The organism is Pseudomonas sp. A1230 (genome assembly GCF_044218825.1).
GTDB classification, from domain to species: Bacteria; Pseudomonadota; Gammaproteobacteria; order Pseudomonadales; family Pseudomonadaceae; genus Aquipseudomonas; species Aquipseudomonas iridis.
Genome location: NZ_CP162582.1, coordinates 3,890,314 through 3,908,733 on the forward strand (window position 1 = coordinate 3,890,314; position 18,420 = coordinate 3,908,733).

An 18,420-nucleotide genomic window follows, 5' to 3' on the forward strand; every position below is an offset into this window, starting at 1 on the left:
TCAAAGGGTTTTTTCAGAACGGAACCGTGTAACGGCGATCACGGGCAAGCCCGCTCCCACACGTCCAGCGTCGTACATGAATTTTGCGTACGCCATAAAACCTGTGGAAGCGGGCTTGCCCGCGATACGGACTACTCGGTCTGGGCTATTTATTCCAAGGCAGCAGCCGGCCCGAAGAACTCATACCGGCTCTGTTTCTCCGGCACACCCAGCGCTTTCAGATGCCGCTTGATCGCACTCATGAAACCTTTCGGCCCAAGGAAGTAGGCGTCGACATCGCGCTGCTCCGGCAGCCATTGAGCGAGCAACTCCTGGCTCAGTATCCCGACCTTGTCCGCTGCCGGGCTCACGCCGTCGTCTTCGGCGTAGCAATAGAAACGCTTGAGTTGCGGATGACGCGCAGCCAGGCCGTCGATCCAGTCGCGGAACGCATGCACACTGCCATTGCGCGCGCAGTGGATGAAGTGCACCGGGCGCTCGGTTTCCAGCGCCGCTTCGAGCATCGCCAACGTCGGAGTAATGCCGACGCCGCCGCTGATCAGCACCAGTGGTTTGTCGCTGGCAGCCAGTGTGAACTCGCCCGATGGCGGGAACAGCTGAATGCTCGCGCCGACATGCAACTGATCGTGCAAGTGATTGGACGCACGGCCACCCGGTTCGCGTTTGACGCTGATACGGTACTGACCTTTATTCGCCAGCGCCGACAGCGAATAGTTGCGGCGGATTTCTTCGCCATCCAGCACCAACTTCATGCCGATGTACTGACCCGGCTCGGCCGCCAGAATCGGGCCTTTGTCCGCAGGCTCAAAGTAGAAGGAAGTGATTTCCGCGCTCTCTTCGACCTTGGCCGCAACGACGAATTCGCGCGCCCCGCGCCAGCCACCGACGGCTTGCTCTTTCTGGTCATAAATGGCGGTTTCGGCGCCGATCAGGATGTCGGCGAGTTGACCGTACGCCGCGCCCCAGGCACTCATCACTTCTGGCGTGGCGATCTCTTCGCCGAGCACTTCAGAGATGGCGCGCAACAGGCAGGCACCGACAATCGGGTAGTGCTCCGGCAGGATCTGCAAGGCGACGTGCTTGTTGATGATCTTCGCCACCAGATCGCCCAACTGGTCGAGCTGATCAATGTGGCGGGCGTACATCAACACACCGTTGGCCAACGCACGCGGCTGGTCGCCGCTGGCCTGATGCGCCTGGTTGAACAATGGGCGCACTTGCGGGTATTCGGAGAGCATCATGCGGTAGAAGTGCGTGATCAGCGCCTCACCGCCGCTTTCCAGCAAAGGCACGGTGGATTTGACGATGGCACGATCCTGGACGCTAAGCATAAGGGTGACTCCTGAGCTTTCTGGAAAAGTTACCCTAGAGTTATCAGTTTCCGTGCCAACTTATTTATCCATATAAATCAGCATGTTAAAAAATATGTAGTCAATTCGACCCAACGCTCTTTATAGTCACTCCGACTACATCTTGTCTCTTTGACTACACGACCATGATTGCCAAATCCTTGCTGACCGCTCTACTGCCGCTGGTCTCCGACCTCTCCCGCGAATTACCGGAGGGTGAGCGTTATCGTCGACTGCTCGAAGCCATGCGCGCCCTGCTGCCCTGCGATGCCGCCGCGTTGTTGCGCCTCGACGGTGAATCGCTGGTGCCATTGGCGGTGGATGGCTTGAGTACAGACACCCTCGGCCGCCGCTTCAAGGTCAGTGAGCACCCGCGCTTTGAGGTGTTGCTGGCAGGGTCCGGGCCGACCCGGTTTGCCGCCGACAGCGACTTGCCCGACCCTTACGACGGTTTGATCGACGGCCTCGACGATCACCTGGAAGTTCACGACTGCCTCGGCTGTCCACTGTTTGTCGATGAAAAACTCTGGGGCCTGATCACCCTCGACGCACTCGATCCGGAACGCTTCGAGCCGATCGAACTGGACGTATTGCAAGCCTTCGCCAGCCTTGCCTCGGCCACGGTCAACGCCGCCGAACGCATCGAGCGTCTGGCGATCCGGGTCGAAGACGAGCACCAGCGCGCCGAGATTTACCGGCAGGCCAGCGGTCAGCAGAACCGCGAAATGATCGGCCAGAGCAAGACGCACAAGCGCCTCGTGGAAGAGATCAACCTGGTCGGCGGTAGCGACCTGACCGTGTTGATCACCGGCGAAACCGGGGTTGGCAAGGAGTTGGTGGCTCAGGCGATCCACGCTGCCTCAGCCCGCGCCGACAAACCGATCATCAGCCTCAACTGCGCGGCACTGCCCGACACGTTGGTGGAAAGCGAGTTGTTCGGCCACGTACGCGGCGCCTTCACCGGCGCTACCAGCGACCGCCGCGGCAAATTTGAACTGGCCAATGGCGGCACGCTGTTTCTCGATGAGGTGGGCGAATTGTCGCTGACCGTTCAGGCCAAACTGTTGCGCGTGCTGCAGAGCGGCCAGTTACAACGTTTAGGCTCGGACAAGGAGCATCAGGTCGACGTGCGCCTGATCGCTGCGACCAACCGCGATCTGGCCGAAGAAGTGCGCAGCGGTCGCTACCGTGCCGACTTTTACCACCGCCTGAGCGTTTACCCGCTACGGGTGCCGGCCTTGCGTGATCGTGGACGTGATGTGTTGCTGCTCAGCGGCTTCTTCCTCGAACAGAACCGTTCGCGCATGGGCCTTAATAGCCTGCGACTGAACAGTGACGCCCAGGAAGCCCTCCTCGCCTACACTTGGCCAGGCAACGTGCGCGAACTGGAACACTTGATCGGGCGCAGCGCGTTGAAGGCCTTGGGCAACTGCAAGGTGCGGCCGAAGATTCTCAGTTTGAGTGCGGCGGATCTCGATTTGCCGCGTGAGGTTGTGGATAACTTGCCTGAACCGCTTGCTGCGGTAGTGGCGTCGGTACCATTGATCAGCGGGGATTTGCGCAGTGCTACCGAGGCGTACCAGCGGCAGTTGATCACTGCGGCGCTGGAACGTCATCAGGATAATTGGGCGAGTGCGGCGCGGGAGTTGGGGCTTGATCGGGCGAATCTGGGACGGATGGCCAAGCGGTTGGGCATGAAAAGCTAAAAGCCCCCTCACCCTAACCCTCTCCCGGAGGGAGAGGGGACTGATTGGGGGATATTGGAGAGCTACGCCGACGTGAACGTGCAGTGCTGAATCCATAATCGACTGGGTCTTTCAGGTCGATGCATTGCGCAAGACACCTCGGTCGGCCCCCTCTCCCTCGGGGAGAGGGCTGGGGTGAGGGGCTTTGGCTTTGGAACGCAACGCCACCCGACAACTGACCTAAAGCCCACCCCATTAGCGCCGATAACCCGGCATCAATAGTTTCTGGCGATTTCCACCCTCGCCCATCACCTTTTTCCACAGAAGGTTTTTATGTCTTCCAACAAAGCCCGCGCAGATTCACTTTCGCTTCTGCTGTTTACCTTGCGCAGCGGCAAGCTGATGGCGATCAACCTGCTGAAAGTCAGTGAAATCATTCCCTGCCCGCCGCTGACCAAGCTGCCGGAGTCGCATCCGCACGTCAAAGGCATCGCCACCCTGCGCGGCGCCGCGCTGTCGGTCATCGACCTCAGCCGCGCCATCGGCGAGCGACCGCTGGAAGACCCCAACGGTGGCTGTCTGATCGTCACTGACGTCAGCCGCTCCAAACAGGGCCTGCACGTTCAAGCGGTGAGCAAAATCGTCCACTGCCTGACCACCGACATCAAACCACCGCCATTCGGCTCCGGCGGACCGCGCGCCTACATCACGGGTGTGACCTCGGTGGACGGCACGCTGGTGCAGGTGCTGGACATCGAAAAAGTCATCCACAGCATCGCTCCGGCGCAAATCGAAATGGCCCCGACCGACCTGACCATGGAAGACGCCGACGTCCTCGGCAACGCGCGGATTCTGGTGGTCGACGACAGTCAGGTGGCGCTGCAACAATCGGTGCACACCCTGCGCAATCTCGGCCTGCAATGCCACACCGCACGCAGCGCCAAGGAAGCCATCGACTGCCTGCTTGATTTGCAGGGCACCGCCCAGCAGATCAACCTGATCGTCTCCGACATCGAAATGTCCGAGATGGACGGCTACGCCTTCACCCGCACCCTGCGCGAGACCCCGGATTTCGCCCATCTCTACGTGCTGCTGCACACCTCGCTCGACAGCGCGATGAACAGCGAAAAGGCACGACTGGCCGGGGCCAACGCAGTGCTGACGAAGTTCTCCTCGCCGGAGCTGACCCAACGTCTGATCGAAGCGGCCAAACACGTCGCGGCCAACGGTTATTGACTCTTGGGCGAGATTTACTGCTTTTTGCTGCGGCGCGATCTGAGTGCAGACGTGCCGGATGTCGTCTGGCCGCAGGGCATTGAAATCAGCACCTATCGCCCGGAACTGGCCGGCGCCGTGCATGACTTGATGCAACTCGGTCACCGCGAAGGTGGTGGCCGGGTACCGGCGCTGGAGGTTTGGCAGCGACGGTTTGAACGCGACCCGGAATATGACCCGGCTCTGTGTTTCATTGCCATTGATGCCGAGGGTGTCGTTGGTGTGGCGCAGTGCTGGACGAGTGCGTACATCAAGAATCTGGTGGTGCATCCGCGCGCCCAGGGTCGAGGATTGGGCCGGGCATTGCTGTTGAATGCATTCAAGGTTTTTCAGCAACGGCGCGAAGGGTTTGTCGATTTGAAAGTGTTGGAAGACAACCTGCGGGCACAGCGATTGTATGAAAGTGCCGGAATGTACGTAGTCCGCCGGGAGTTGGTGCCAACCTGATCGTGCGTCATCGCTGGCAAGCCAGCTCCCACAGAGATGGGCGCCGCTCACAATACCTGTGGGAGCTGGCTTGCCAGCGATGGCGGCCTCAAAGACAACTTTTCGCTCTCAGGCATACTCCAACCCTTGCCACTACAAGGGTGCCAAAACCATGAAAGCGACTACCCTGAGCTTCATCTGCCTCACCGCCCTCGCCTCCAACGCCCACGCGTCCAGCCCTGACGCCTGGGCCGCCTACGACAAAACCGTGCTCGCCAGTTGCACCAAAGCCAGCGGTTTGAAGAACGCCAAACCAGTCGGCAATGCCGCGCAATTCGACGACCGCGTCGGCTACACCGCCGTGCTGCTGCAAGGCCAGTACCCGCAGAAGCACATGAAAGGCCAACAAGGCACCGAGCTGTGCCTGTACAACAAAAAATCGAAAACCGCATTCGTCACCGAATGGGACTCGATCCGCCCGACTGCTAAAACCCAATGAATGGCGCATAACTTGCTTCGATCGGTGATCCCATGGCGGCTTTACGTCGCTGATTCACACCTGATTGAAGATTGATCGTTCAATGAATACGACGTTTTCCTGCGTAGGCTGCGGCAAGTGCTGCACCGACCACCATGTCCCCCTGACCCTCGCCGAAGCCCGCATGTGGGCGGCTGACGGTGGTCAGGTGATCGTGCTGGTAGAGGCTTTTCTCGGCAACGGTCTAGGCTTGCCGGCGCAGCAGCGTGAACATGCCGAACGGCGGTCGGTCGCGGTGCGCAGCGGTGAATCGGCGGTGCACGTGGCCATCACTTTCGCCGCGTACAATGTCGGACCTTGTCGGAATCTTGACGATGACAAGCTGTGCCGCATCTACGAGCGTCGACCGTTGGTGTGTCGGATTTATCCGGCGGAGATCAATCCGCACATTCCGCTCAATCCTGCCGCCAAGGATTGCCCGCCAGAGTCGTGGGAACAGGGGCCGGTGTTGATCGTCGGTGGCGAGCTGGTCGATCAGGAACTGATCGAGCTGATCCAGCGTTCGCGTCAGGCTGATCGTGATGACATTCGGACAAAGGATGCCATCTGCGCTGCGCTGGGCATCCGGACCACCGCGCTCAAGGGCGACGGGTTTACCGCGTATTTGCCGAATATGGACGCTTTTGCGAAGGTAATTGACCAGGTGAACGCGCAGCCACTGGGTGAAGTGGCCAGTGAATGGCTGTTTCATTTGTCCGGGGATGATGTGGCCGGGCAAGTGCGGGCGGCGGGGGCGCGGGTGGTGACGGAGCCGGCGCTGACCTACGCGTTTATTTCGTTGCGGGCGGCTTGATACAGATACTCGAGTGGCTGTTCGGGCCCCATCGCTGGCAAGCCAGCTCCCACAGGGTCTTGCGTCGTACATCAACTAAGTGAACAACCGGAAAACCTGTGGGAGCTGGCTTGTCAGCGATGGGGCCAGTGAAGGCGACCACAATCCCAAATCTGTCGCCGCCCTCAAAAACCCGCGCAACCAAATGCAATTCCCCGAAGGAAAACTCAGCGCTTGCCCATCGAACGACGGGTGCCCGGCGGCGCCATGCCTGGGCTCTTGGTGTGGCCGTTCTTGGCGCCGTTCTTGTACCACGGCTGGTTGGAGCCTTTGGCGCCTGCCAATTCGCCCGGTTTGAACGGGAACTTGAATGCCGGGATCTCGGCTTTGGAATCGCTGGCGTCGGCCATATCGGCCGGGACATCGCTCACAGCGTCGTCAACCGGCGGTTGGATCGGGGAAGTCATGAAAGCTCCGCAAAACAAAAAGTCGCGCCCGGTAAGTGAGCCGCGAAGGCGCGCAGTATACCTGCGCGCCGTGGCTCGGCACCTGAAGATTTGCACCGCACGCCGAACGGCTTACAGGTAATTGATGGTCACGATGCCATTGTCGGTGGAGGTTTTCAGCGGCTCATAGGTCATCGAAAACGGCAACGCCCCACGGCTGCAAGCGTTGCGGTAAGTGTCTACATCAACCTTCACCCCTGGCTTGAGTTCGATCTGCCGGGACTCGCTGGTCACCAGCGCACCCACTCGCCCGACTTCACATCCGGAATCGACGATTTGCCCGGTGAAACGGATCTCGCCCGAGAGGGGCTGAGGCGCGGCGCAGACCGTTAGCGGAAGTAAAACAAGCACACTGGAGATGACAGTTTTGAGGTTCATTGCAAGACACTCCCGAAGAGACCCGCAACGATAATGGCTGGGGTATACAACTTGTATCCGCTGGCGGGAGCGGATCTTTAGAACGGTGAACGGGAGTTCAGATTAAGAAATGACCAAGCCCCTTCACCCCCCCCCCCACCGCTCAACAGGATCAGCGCAAGCCCGGCTGCAGCCCTTGATCCTGATCAGAAACGCGCATCGGCAGGCTTCGCTCAGGAACGGCTATCCACGTAAGTCCGAAACTGACAGCCAGGACAGCTAGCCGTCACCCTCCTGACCCCCACACTGGTTTATAACCTACCCAATCTGCCCAAACTCCAAACCTCGGCGCCCAAAAAGCATGCGAATCCAAAAGCACAAAGCCCTGCTAGCCACCCTATTGATCGCCCTGGCTGCCGCAGGCCTGTGGTTTGCAACCCGACCTGCCCCTACCAAACTCGCCACCCCTACCGCCATCCCGGTGCGAGTGATCGCCGTCAGCGAAAAAGACGTCCCCCGCTACACCAGCGGCATCGGCTCGGTGCTGTCCCTGCACAGCGTGGTCATACGCCCCCAAATCGACGGTACCCTCACCAAAATCCTCGTCAAAGAAGGTCAACTGGTCAAAGCAGGCGACTTGCTCGCCACCATCGACGACCGCTCGATCCGCGCCAGCCTCGACCAGGCCCGCGCCCAACTCGGCGAGAGTCAGGCCCAACTGCAAGTCGCCCAGGTCAACCTCAAACGCTACAAACTGCTCAGCGTCGATGACGGGGTTTCCAAGCAGACCTACGACCAGCAACAGGCCTTGGTCAACCAACTGAAGGCCAGTGCCCAAGGCAATCAAGCGTCGATTGATGCAGCGCAGGTACAACTTTCCTACACGCAGATTCGCTCCCCGGTCACTGGCCGTGTCGGTATTCGCACAGTCGATGAGGGCAACTTCCTGCGCATGACCGACACCCAAGGCCTGTTCACCGTTACCCAGATCGACCCGATTGCCGTGGAGTTCTCCCTGCCACAACAAATGCTGCCGACCCTGCAAGGCCTGATCAACGACCCGCAACACGCACAGGTCAAGGCTTACATCGGCGCCGACACCGACGGCGAAACCGGTAACCTGCTCGGCGAAGGTCACCTGACCCTGATCGACAACCAGATCAACGCCAACACCGGCACCATCCGCGCCAAAGCCGAATTCGCCAATGCCAGCCAGAAGCTCTGGCCGGGCCTGCTGGTGACGGTAAAAATTCAGACGGCCCTCGACAAAAATGCGCTGGTCGTACCGCCCACCGTCGTACAACGCGGTCTCGACCAACACTTCGTTTACCGAGTGAACGGCGACAAGGTTGAAGCCGTGCAAGTGCAGATGGTTTATCAGGGCAGCGGTCAGGACATCATCAAAGATGTGAAGGCCGGTGACGTGCTGGTAACCGATGGCCAGTCGCGGCTCAAACCCGGCTCGACGGTGCAAGTCATGACCGAGCCACCGCAAGTAGTGCAGGCGGAGCCGAAACCATGAAGGCGCACAAAGGGATTTCGACGTGGTGCATTGATCACCCGGTGGCGACCATTTTGCTGACCCTCGCACTGGTGCTGGTCGGCATCATTGCCTTCCCGCGTTTGCCAATTGCCCCACTGCCGGAAGCGGAATTTCCTACGATTCAGGTGTCCGCGAAATTGCCCGGCGCCAACCCCGATACCATGGCCTCGTCCGTGGCCACGCCGCTGGAGGTGCAATTCAGCGCCATTCCCGGCATGACCCAGATGACTTCCAGCAGTGCCTTGGGCTCAACCCTGCTGACCCTGCAGTTCAGCCTCGACAAAAGCATCGACACGGCCGCGCAGGAAGTTCAGGCGGCGATCAACACCGCCGCCGGCAAGCTGCCCAAGGACATGCCGACGCTGCCGACCTGGAGGAAGGTCAACCCGGCCGACAGTCCTGTGCTGATCCTGAGTGTCAGCTCGACGCAGATGCCTGGCACCGAGCTCAGCGATCTGGTGGAAACCCTGCTGTCCCGTCAGATCAGTCAGATCGACGGTGTAGGCCAAATCAACATTACCGGTCAGCAACGTCCGGCGATTCGCGTTCAGGCTTCGGCGGATAAACTCGCGGCCATCGGTCTGACCCTCGCCGACATTCGTCTGGCGATTCAGCAAACCAGCCTCAACCTGGCCAAAGGTGCGCTGTACGGCGAGTCGAGTATTTCCACGCTGTCGACCAACGACCAGTTATTCCATCCCGAGGAATACAGCCAACTCATCGTTTCCTACAAGGACGGCGCCCCGGTTCACCTAAGAGATGTCGCCAACGTTGTTAACGGTTCGGAAGATGATTATGTGCAAGCGTGGGCGGGAGATCGACCGGGGGTAAACCTGGTGATCTCGCGCCAGCCGGGCGCCAACATCGTCGAAACCGTGGACCGGATTCAAGCCGCCCTGCCCGGCCTCGAAGCCATGCTGCCGGCCTCTGTGCAGGTCGACGTTCTGATCGACCGCACTCAGACCATCCGCGCCTCGCTGCACGAGGTCGAGATCACTTTGTTGATCGCGATCCTGCTGGTGGTGGCGGTGATGGCGCTGTTTTTGCGTCAGTTGTCGGCGACGTTGATTGTCTCGGCAGTGCTCGGTGTGTCGCTGATCGCCAGCTTCGCACTGATGTATATCCTCGGCTTCAGCCTGAACAACCTGACGCTGGTAGCCATCGTGGTGGCCGTGGGATTTGTGGTCGACGATGCGATTGTGGTGGTGGAAAACATTCACCGGCACCTGGAGGCCGGCGACGATATGCGCGAGGCGGCGATCAAAGGCGCAGGCGAGATCGGCTTCACCGTGGTCTCGATCAGTTTCTCGCTGGTGGCGGCGTTTATTCCGCTGTTGTTCATGGGCGGCGTGGTCGGGCGACTGTTCAAGGAGTTTGCCCTGACCGCGACCTCGACCATCATGATTTCCGTGGTGGTTTCGCTGACGTTGGCGCCGACCCTTGCGGCGCTGTTCATGCGCAAACCGGTACATCACGCCCACGCGAAACCGGGCTTTAGTGAACGCTTGCTTGGCTGGTACGAGAAAGGCCTGCGCCGCGCCCTCGCCCACCAGAAATTGATGATCGGCGTGTTCGGCTTGTCCCTCGCATTGGCCGTCGCCGGCTACATCTTTATCCCCAAGGGTTTCTTCCCGGTGCAGGACACTGGCTTCGTGCTCGGTACGACTGAAGCCGCTGCGGACATTTCCTACGGCGACATGGTGAAAAAACACTTGGCCATGGCCGAAATCGTCGCCGCCGACCCGGCGGTGCAGGCGTTTTCCCACTCGGTGGGTGTTTCCGGCAGTAACCAGACCATCGCCAACGGGCGCTTCTGGATCGCCCTGAAGAAACGCGGCGACCGTGACGTCAGCGCCAGCCAGTTCATCGACCGGATTCGTCCGCAACTGATGAAAGTCCCCGGCATCGTGCTCTACCTGCGTGCCGGCCAGGACATCAACCTCAGCTCCGGCCCAAGTCGCGCGCAGTACCAATACGTACTCAAGAGCAACGACGGCGCGACCCTCGCCACCTGGACCCAGCGCCTGACCGAAAAACTGCGCAGCAACCCGGCGTTTCGCGACATTTCCAACGACCTGCAACTGGGCGGCAGCATCACTCACATCAGCATCGACCGCAGCGCGGCAGCGCGTTTCGGTCTGACTGCCAGTGATGTCGACGAGGCGCTCTACGATGCGTTCGGCCAACGCCAGATCAACGAGTTCCAGACTCAGGTCAACCAGTACAACGTGATTCTGGAGCTGGACACCAAGCAGCGCGGCAAGGCCGAAAGCCTCAACTATTTCTACCTGCGCTCGCCGCTGAGCGGGGAAATGGTGCCGCTGTCGGCGCTGGCCAGATTCGATGCACCGACCATTGGCCCACTGTCGATTGCCCATGACGGCATGTTTCCGGCCGCCAACATGTCGTTCAACCTGGCGCCCGGCGTGGCGCTGGGCGATGCGGTGATTCTGCTCAATCAGGCCAAGGCCGAAATCGGCATGCCGACCGCGATCAGCGGCGACTTCCAGGGTGCGGCGCAGGCGTTCCAGAGTTCGCTGGCCAGTCAGCCGTGGCTGATTCTCGCGGCGCTGGTGGCGGTGTACATCATTCTCGGTGTGCTTTATGAGAGCTTCGTGCATCCGCTGACGATCATTTCGACCTTGCCGGCAGCGGGTTTGGGCGCGGTGATGATGTTGTGGATCTGCGGCCAGGATTTTTCGATCATGGCGCTGATCGGGCTGGTCTTGCTGATCGGCATTGTGAAGAAGAACGGCATCCTGATGATCGACTTCGCCCTCGAAGCCCAACGTCAACGCGGGATGTCACCAGAGGATGCGATTTTCGAAGCGTGCATCACTCGGTTCCGGCCAATCATCATGACCACTCTCGCCGCGCTGCTCGGTGCCTTGCCGCTGATGCTCGGCTACGGCACCGGCGCCGAACTGCGCCAACCGCTGGGGATCGCGGTAGTGGGCGGCTTGCTGGTCAGCCAGATGCTGACGCTGTTTACCACGCCGGTCATATACTTGTGGCTTGAGCGACTTTTCCATAGACCCAAACCTGCGCCCGTACCGGCGTTGGCGACCACAGACTGAGGCGGGTCATGCGCGTTCTGATTATCGAAGACGAGGATAAAACCGCGGACTATCTGCACCGCGGCCTGACGGAACAGGGTTACACCGTGGACCTGGCCCGCGACGGCGTCGAAGGCCTGCACCTGGCGCTGGAAAGCGACTACGCGGTGATCGTCCTCGACGTCATGTTGCCGGGCCTCGACGGCTTCGGCGTGCTGCGCGCATTGCGTGCGCGCAAGCAAACCCCGGTGATCATGCTCACCGCCCGCGAGCGGGTTGAAGACCGGATCAAGGGCTTGCGCGACGGTGCCGACGATTACCTCGGCAAACCGTTTTCCTTCCTCGAACTGGTCGCGCGTCTGCAAGCGCTGACCCGGCGCAGTGGCGGGCATGAGCCGGTGCAGGTGAGCATCGCCGACCTGTGGATAGACCTGATCAGCCGCAAGGCGACTCGCGCCGGCACGCGCCTGGACCTGACCGCCAAGGAGTTCTCGTTGCTCAGTGTCCTCGCCCGCCGCCAAGGTGAAATCCTCTCGAAAACCGCCATCGCCGAAATGGTCTGGGACATCAATTTCGACAGCGATGCCAACGTCGTCGAGGTGGCGATCAAACGCCTGCGCGCCAAGCTCGACGGGCCATTCGACGAGAAACTGCTGCACACCATTCGTGGCATGGGTTATGTGCTGGAGAGTCGTGGTGTCCAGTAACTCGATAGCCCTGCGCCTGAGCGGCATGTTCACGCTGGTGGCGCTGCTGGTGTTTCTGTTGATCGGCGGCGCGCTGTATCAGCAGGTCGATAAAGGTTTGGGCTTGTTACCGGAAGCCGAGCTGGATGCGCGGTACAGCGTGCTCGAATCGGCACTCAATCGCTTCGGTACCCCGGAGCATTGGGTGAAGATCAACGCCAAGTTGAAACTGCTCGGCGAAGAGGACAAGCGCATTCGTTTCTGGGTGGTGAGTGGTGATCCGGGTTACGAATACGGTACGCCGGACTCACGGATCCGCGCCTTCGCCCAAGGGCCGCTGGGGATGCATGACTTGCAGCTGCCGGACCGTACTTATCCACTGAAAGTGCTGTTGACTGAATTGCCGGCCAAGGATCAGCGTCCGCCGCTGCGCTTTATGATCGGCATCGATACCGAGACCTTTCACCAGACCCAGCATCAGTTGCTGATCGCCTTGATCAGCCTGGCGATTGTCGGCGTGCTGCTGGCCTCGGCGCTGGGGTATTGGGTGGCGCGGATCGGCCTCAAGCCGCTGATCAAACTGTCCCACGAAGCCCAACGCCTGACCCCGCCGCTGCGAGCCGGTCGCTTGCGATTGTCGCCATTGCCACCGGAGCTGGAACAGTTCGTCGACTCGTTCAACTCGACGCTGGAGCGGGTCGAAATGGCCTATTCGCGACTGGAGTCGTTCAACGCCGACGTGGCGCACGAACTGCGTTCGCCGCTGACCAATCTCATCGGCCAGACCCAGGTGGCATTGACGCGCGGACGTTCAGCCGAACATTACTTCGAAGTGCTGCAATCCAACCTCGAAGAGCTGGAGCGACTGCGTTCGATCATCAACGACATGTTATTTCTGGCCAGTGCGGATCAGGGCAACAAGGCGAACAAACTGACGTCGGCATCGTTGGCCGATGAAGTGGCAACCACGCTGGAGTATCTGGATTTCATTCTCGAAGACGCGCAGGTTCAGGTGCAGGTCAGCGGCGATGCGCAGGTGCAGATAGAGGTCGCGCATTTGCGTCGGGCGTTGATCAATCTATTGAGCAACGCAGTGCAACACACCGGGCCGGGTCAGGTGATCGTGGTGCGAATTGAGGTAGAAGAACATCTAGTCAGCATCGGCGTAACCAACCCCGGTTCGCCGATTGCCAGCGAGCATCTGCCACGGTTGTTCGAGCGCTTTTATCGGGTGGATGCTTCGCGCAGCAACAGTGGGAATAACCATGGATTGGGACTGGCGATCGTGAAAGCGATTGCGCTGATGCATGGCGGGGATGTGTTTGTGCGCAGTGATCGGGGGATGAATACCTTTGGGATTTGTTTGCCGGTTTGAAAAGCCCCCGATCTGCTCCCTTTCCCCCTCGCCCCCCTTGGTGGAGAGGGCTGGGCTGAGGGGATAGCTCTTGGCCTCACCGCAATCTTCAATTTTTACCTACTGCGCAATAGTCATTTATGAAAATCACGCTGTTTCCCAAGCCCCGGCAACCTTATCTTTGCCCGCACCAAACAGCACTTGCCAAGCAAGAAGGTTTTCAAGATGTCCAACAGTATGGGTATTGCCAGCGCTTTCGTTTTGTCCTCATTGATCCTGTCGCCGATGGCGATGGCTGAAGAGTCCCAGGCGTTCGTTGCGCACAACAGCGCTCGGGCCCAGGCGTACGATCAGCATCAGACAGAAATGATGGCCAAGGCCAAAGACGCGACGCAGACGCCTCAGGCTGCAGCAACCCAGGCTCAAGCCTCCGAAAAAGACAGCTGAGTCGCACATCGCTACGTTTCCCTCGACGCGGTTGTTTGGCTCTTCCCGTTCAACCGTCGTCATTCCAGGCCGCTGCCTTTCAGCGGCCTTTTTTCGTTGTGGTCTGAAAGCTGTTTGGTGCGTCTTTTACAACAAGAAACATTTCGCGCCTCGGAACATTGAGGTGCCGTTGACCCAAGGAGCTTTACCGCACGTGCGTTACCCAGTCCGTTTCACTCCACTGTTCATTGCAATTGCCGCAACGATTGCCCCCACCGTTCACGCTGACGAGCCCGCGCCAGAAGGTTTTATCGAAGGCTCGAGCCTCAACCTCAACGCCCGCAACTACTACATGAATCGCAACCGCCTGCAGAAGGCGGACGACAACATCGAGTGGGGCCAGGGTTTTCTCGGGGTATTCCAGTCGGGCTACACCCAAGGCACAGTCGGCTTTGGCATTGATGCCCACGCCATGCTCGGGCTGAAACTCGACGGCGGTGGCGGCACGGATGGCTCCAGCATCCTGCCGATCAGCGATGGCAACGGCAAGGCACCAGGCTCGTTTTCGACAGCCGGCGGTACTTTGAAAATGCGTGCGTTCGACACCGAATTGAAGGCTGGTGACTTGTTCCTCACCAACCCGGTGATTGCCGGCGGCGACACGCGCATGCTGCCGCAGACGTTCCGTGGCGTCAGCCTGACCAACCACAGTTTCGATGGCTGGTTGATCGAAGGTGGCCAGGCCAGTTTCACCAAGCCTTACAACCAAAGTGGTCACCAGCGCATCGGCACTTCGTACGGCACGCTGGCCGAGGGTGACGAAAGCCGACACCTGAACTGGGCCGGTGTGGCCTGGAGCGGTGTCGAAGGCTTGACCAGCAGCCTGTATGCGTCCGAGCTCAAGGACATCTGGAACCAGTATTACTACGACCTGGATTACACCTGGCAGTTGAATGACCTGGTCAGCCTCAACCCGGGCCTGCACTTCTATCACACCCAGGACACCGGCGATGCGCTGCTCGGCAACATCGACAACAACACCTACAGCCTGCATTTCACTGTCGGCATCGGCAGCCATAGCGTCACCGCCGCTTACCAACGGGTCAACGGCAACACGCCATTCGACTACATCAGCCAGGGCGACAGCGTTTACCTCGACAACTCCCAGCAATACTCGGACTTCAACGGCCCGAACGAGCGTTCGTGGAAACTCAAGTACGCCTACGACTTTGCCGGTGTCGGCGTACCGGGGCTGACCTCGGCAGTGTCCTACTCGCGGGGGATGGTTGACTTGACCAAGGCTGACCCGAGCAGCGTGGGGTATTCCAATTGGTACAGCGCCGACGGCCGCAACGCCAAGCATTGGGAACGCGATCTCGATTTGAAGTACGTCGTACAAAGCGGTCAGGCGAAAGACCTGGCGGTGCGCCTGCAGTGGGCCACCCATCGCGTTGGCAACGGTTATGGCGTAATTGATTCGGACACCGATGAATACCGCGTGATCGTCGACTACCCGATCAACGTCTTCTAAGATCGGCGCGACAAACACAGTCTAGAATTTAATGATGCACACTGTGGGAGCGAGCCTGCTCGCGAAAGCGGTCTTCCAATCGACATCCGGTTGAATGACACATCGCTTTCGCGAGCAGGCTCGCTCCCACATTGGGAATCGTTTCTGGCTTTGGCTGCTGTGTATGTCCTACTACGCTTATAAGACTCCCCAACCGATAACCCCACCATGATCGCGAGCCGTACCCCACCTGTTGCGGGCAAGACCGGACGCCCCGAGCGGCTATTGATTTTCGGCAGCCTGCTGAGCGTGATCGCGATCGTGTGCATTGTCACGTTCCTGTTGATTCGTGAGCACGCCAGCGCTCAGGAGTCAGGCACCCGCAGCGCCGCCACCATCGCCCAGTTGATCGACGCCGACGTACTGCGCACCGTCGAGTTGTACGACCTGACGCTGCAAGGCCTGATCGCCACGTCGCAGCGTGATGACCTGCGTGACCTGCCCCCGCAGATCCTCCATCTGGCGCTGTTCGACCGCTCGGCCACTGCACGCTTCAAGGGCGATATCCTGTTGCTCGACAAGCTCGGCAATGTGGTTGCCGACTCATCGCAGCTCGTGCCGAAGCCGGGCAACTTCGCTGACCGCGATTACTTTCTCGCCCATGCTTTCAACCGCGATGTCGGCATGTTTATCAGCCGGCCGTTCAAGACCCGTTGCGACTGCGACGAGGCCAATCAATGGCGCCTCAGCTTCAGTCGACGTATTTCCTCGGACACCGGCGAGTTCGTCGGCGTGGCCGTGGCATCGTTGAAGCTCGATTATTTCGACCAATTATTCAACAGCCTCGACATCGGCAATGGCAGCACACTGAACATCATCGACAACGATGGCGTGTTGCTGGCGCAGAAGCCGTACCTGCAAAGCGACTCCGTCGGTAAAAGTTTCGGCAATCGACCCAATGTGGTGCGGATTCTGAACGACAGAAGTGGCAACGGCAGTTTTACCAGCACGTCGAGCATGGATTATCAGCAGCGGCTCTACACCTATTCGCGGGTCGGTAACCTGCCGCTGACGGTGATCGTCGCGTTGTCCAGCGACGAGGTATTCGCCGCCTGGCGCCGCACCGCAATACTGATCAGTGGCGCCACCGGCGTGCTGTGCCTAGGCCTGCTCTGGCTGACCTGGCTGCTTGTCCGTGAACTGCGCCTGCGTCACCGCGCCGAACACGAACTGGCGCAATTGGCCGCCACCGATGCGCTTACCGGGGTGGCCAACCGACGGATGCTCGATCAGTCGCTACGCCATGAATGGTTTCGTGCCCAGCGCTCGGGCAAACCGCTGTCGGTGATGATGATCGACGCCGATCACTTCAAGGCGTTCAACGACCGGCATGGGCATCAGGCAGGGGATCGGGCATTGCGCGAATTGGCCAAAGTGATCACGGCGAATGTGCGACGACCGACGGACCTGGTGGCGCGTTACGGCGGCGAGGAGTTTTCGGTGATTCTTGCCGAGACCGACAGTGCGGGTGCGCAGCAGATTGCCGAGCATATTCGGGTGGCGGTGGAACAATTGCCGTTGGTCGCAGGGGCTGAGTCGCCGATGACGGTGAGTATCGGCATCGCTTCGTGGACGACGGCGAGCGAGATGACGCTGGAGCAGTTGCTGTTCGCGGCGGACAAGGCGTTGTATCAGGCCAAGGAAGGTGGGCGCAATCGGGTGGTGGTGGCTGCCTGATTAATGCTTTGCCCTTACCGGCCCCATCGCTGGCAAGCCAGCTCCCACAGGTTTATGGATGAAACACAAATCTCTAGCACACCTCAAATCCTTGTGGGAGCTGGCTTGCCAGCTTCCACAGGTTTATGGATGAGATACAAATTTCCGGCACACCACAAATCCTTGTGGGAGCTGGCTTGCCAGCGATGAGGTCAGCTCAGGCAACACAAAAACACCAGGCATAAAAAAAGGCCATCCGAGGATGGCCTTCAAAAAACTAGAGAGGTTTTTTACTTACACCGCCGCAACAGGGCGCATGTAAGAGATTGGTGCGGTACTGGCGTCTTCGAACGTCACCACTTCCCAGGCATCTGTCTGCTCAATCAATTTGCGCAGCAGCTGGTTGTTCAGTGCATGACCGGACTTGAAGCCCTTGAACTCACCAATCAGGCTATTGCCCAGCAGGTACAGATCGCCAATGGCATCGAGGATTTTGTGCTTCACGAATTCGTCTTCATAGCGAAGGCCGTCTTCGTTCAGTACGCCATCGGCATCGACCACGATTGCGTTTTCAACGCTGCCGCCGAGTGCGAGGTTGTGCTTGCGCAGGTACTCGATATCACTCATGAAACCGAAAGTACGGGCGCGGCTGACTTCTTTTACGAACGAAGTGCTGGAAAAATCCACGCTTGCACTTTGGGTGCGGTCCCGGAAAACCGGGTGATCGAAATCGATCTCGAAGCTCACCTTGAACCCTTCGAAAGGGACGAAAGTGGCGCGCTTGTCGCCGTCTTCCACTGTCACTTCACGCAGGATGCGGATGAATTTCTTGGCGGCGTCCTGTTCTTCCAGGCCAGCCGATTGAATCAGGAATACGAAGGGTCCAGCGCTGCCATCCATGATCGGGACTTCGGACGCGGAGAGCTCGACGTAGGCGTTATCGATGCCCAGGCCAGCCATGGCCGAGAGCAAGTGCTCTACCGTGTCCACTTTGACGTCGCCGTTTACCAGCGTCGTCGACATAGTGGTTTCACCGACGTTTTCCGCGCGGGCAGGAATCTGCACCACAGGGTCGAGGTCAGCGCGACAAAACACAATGCCAGTGTCGACAGGCGCAGGCTTGAGGGTCAGATAGACCTTCTCACCGGAGTGCAGGCCTACACCTGTGGCACGGATAATATTTTTCAGTGTGCGTTGTTTAATCATGGCTTGGGCCGCTTC

16 protein-coding genes are annotated in these 18,420 nt (G+C 59.5%); 12 read left to right on the forward strand and 4 right to left on the reverse strand.

The features are described from left to right. Positions 1–149: 149 nt before the first annotated feature. Positions 150–1,331, reverse strand: coding sequence for an NO-inducible flavohemoprotein (gene hmpA / locus AB4P97_RS18205; protein WP_042560962.1), 1,182 nt, complete (start codon positions 1,329–1,331; stop codon positions 150–152). A gap of 164 nt (positions 1,332–1,495) precedes the next feature. Between hmpA and norR the strand changes: the two genes are divergently transcribed. The 5 genes from norR to AB4P97_RS18230 all read left to right on the forward strand — a co-directional run bounded on the left by norR (position 1,496) and on the right by AB4P97_RS18230 (position 6,066). Then, entirely contained in the window at positions 1,496–3,055 is a 1,560-nt protein-coding gene (gene norR, locus AB4P97_RS18210) for a nitric oxide reductase transcriptional regulator NorR (RefSeq protein ID WP_115147736.1), read from the forward strand. Positions 3,056–3,367: 312 nt separating this feature from the next. Beyond that, positions 3,368–4,270: a chemotaxis protein CheV gene (locus tag AB4P97_RS18215; protein ID WP_042560964.1), complete on the forward strand. Its 903-nt coding sequence runs from the start codon at positions 3,368–3,370 to the stop codon at positions 4,268–4,270. 3 nt (positions 4,271–4,273) lie between these two features. Next, complete coding sequence (locus AB4P97_RS18220) at positions 4,274–4,756, forward strand: GNAT family N-acetyltransferase (protein WP_395601433.1); 483 nt, start codon at positions 4,274–4,276, stop codon at positions 4,754–4,756. A gap of 151 nt (positions 4,757–4,907) precedes the next feature. Further along, a complete protein-coding gene (locus AB4P97_RS18225; protein WP_150592683.1) occupies positions 4,908–5,234 on the forward strand; it encodes a hypothetical protein in 327 nt (108 codons plus the stop codon). A gap of 82 nt (positions 5,235–5,316) precedes the next feature. Beyond that, complete coding sequence (locus AB4P97_RS18230) at positions 5,317–6,066, forward strand: YkgJ family cysteine cluster protein (protein WP_395601434.1); 750 nt, start codon at positions 5,317–5,319, stop codon at positions 6,064–6,066. 206 nt (positions 6,067–6,272) lie between these two features. Here the strand turns inward: AB4P97_RS18230 and AB4P97_RS18235 are convergent, their stop codons facing one another. Together AB4P97_RS18235 and AB4P97_RS18240 are read right to left on the reverse strand one after the other, a co-directional pair. After that, on the reverse strand, positions 6,273–6,512 hold the full coding sequence (locus tag AB4P97_RS18235) for a hypothetical protein (protein WP_047303058.1): 240 nt from the start codon (positions 6,510–6,512) through the stop codon (positions 6,273–6,275). 111 nt (positions 6,513–6,623) lie between these two features. After that, on the reverse strand, positions 6,624–6,929 hold the full coding sequence (locus tag AB4P97_RS18240) for a type 1 fimbrial protein (protein WP_042560969.1): 306 nt from the start codon (positions 6,927–6,929) through the stop codon (positions 6,624–6,626). Positions 6,930–7,269: 340 nt separating this feature from the next. Between AB4P97_RS18240 and AB4P97_RS18245 the strand changes: the two genes are divergently transcribed. The 7 genes from AB4P97_RS18245 to AB4P97_RS18275 all read left to right on the forward strand — a co-directional run bounded on the left by AB4P97_RS18245 (position 7,270) and on the right by AB4P97_RS18275 (position 17,220). After that, positions 7,270–8,430, forward strand: a complete 1,161-nt coding sequence (locus AB4P97_RS18245; protein ID WP_395601435.1) for an efflux RND transporter periplasmic adaptor subunit — start codon at positions 7,270–7,272, stop codon at positions 8,428–8,430. Then, positions 8,427–11,528 carry a multidrug efflux RND transporter permease subunit gene (locus AB4P97_RS18250; protein WP_395601436.1) on the forward strand — a complete coding sequence of 1,034 codons (3,102 nt, stop codon included), beginning with the start codon at positions 8,427–8,429 and terminating at the stop codon, positions 11,526–11,528. Before AB4P97_RS18245 ends, AB4P97_RS18250 begins: the two co-directional genes overlap by 4 nt. A gap of 8 nt (positions 11,529–11,536) precedes the next feature. Next, positions 11,537–12,214 (forward strand): heavy metal response regulator transcription factor, encoded by a 678-nt coding sequence (locus AB4P97_RS18255; RefSeq protein WP_042560972.1) that lies wholly within the window; start codon positions 11,537–11,539, stop codon positions 12,212–12,214. Next, entirely contained in the window at positions 12,204–13,568 is a 1,365-nt protein-coding gene (locus AB4P97_RS18260) for a heavy metal sensor histidine kinase (RefSeq protein ID WP_395601437.1), read from the forward strand. Before AB4P97_RS18255 ends, AB4P97_RS18260 begins: the two co-directional genes overlap by 11 nt. Positions 13,569–13,772: 204 nt before the next feature. Next, positions 13,773–13,994: a hypothetical protein gene (locus AB4P97_RS18265; RefSeq protein ID WP_042560974.1), complete on the forward strand. Its 222-nt coding sequence runs from the start codon at positions 13,773–13,775 to the stop codon at positions 13,992–13,994. Between the two features lie 193 nt (positions 13,995–14,187). Continuing rightward, the gene (locus tag AB4P97_RS18270; RefSeq protein WP_395601438.1) at positions 14,188–15,504 is read left to right on the forward strand and encodes an OprD family porin; all 1,317 of its coding nucleotides are present in this window, start codon (positions 14,188–14,190) and stop codon (positions 15,502–15,504) included. Positions 15,505–15,711: 207 nt separating this feature from the next. After that, complete coding sequence (locus tag AB4P97_RS18275; protein ID WP_395601439.1) at positions 15,712–17,220, forward strand: sensor domain-containing diguanylate cyclase; 1,509 nt, start codon at positions 15,712–15,714, stop codon at positions 17,218–17,220. 273 nt (positions 17,221–17,493) lie between these two features. Here AB4P97_RS18275 and lpxC read toward each other — a convergent pair whose 3' ends face one another. Beyond that, positions 17,494–18,405, reverse strand: a complete 912-nt coding sequence (gene lpxC, locus AB4P97_RS18280; protein WP_007939852.1) for a UDP-3-O-acyl-N-acetylglucosamine deacetylase — start codon at positions 18,403–18,405, stop codon at positions 17,494–17,496. Between the last annotated feature and the right edge of the window lie 15 nt (positions 18,406–18,420).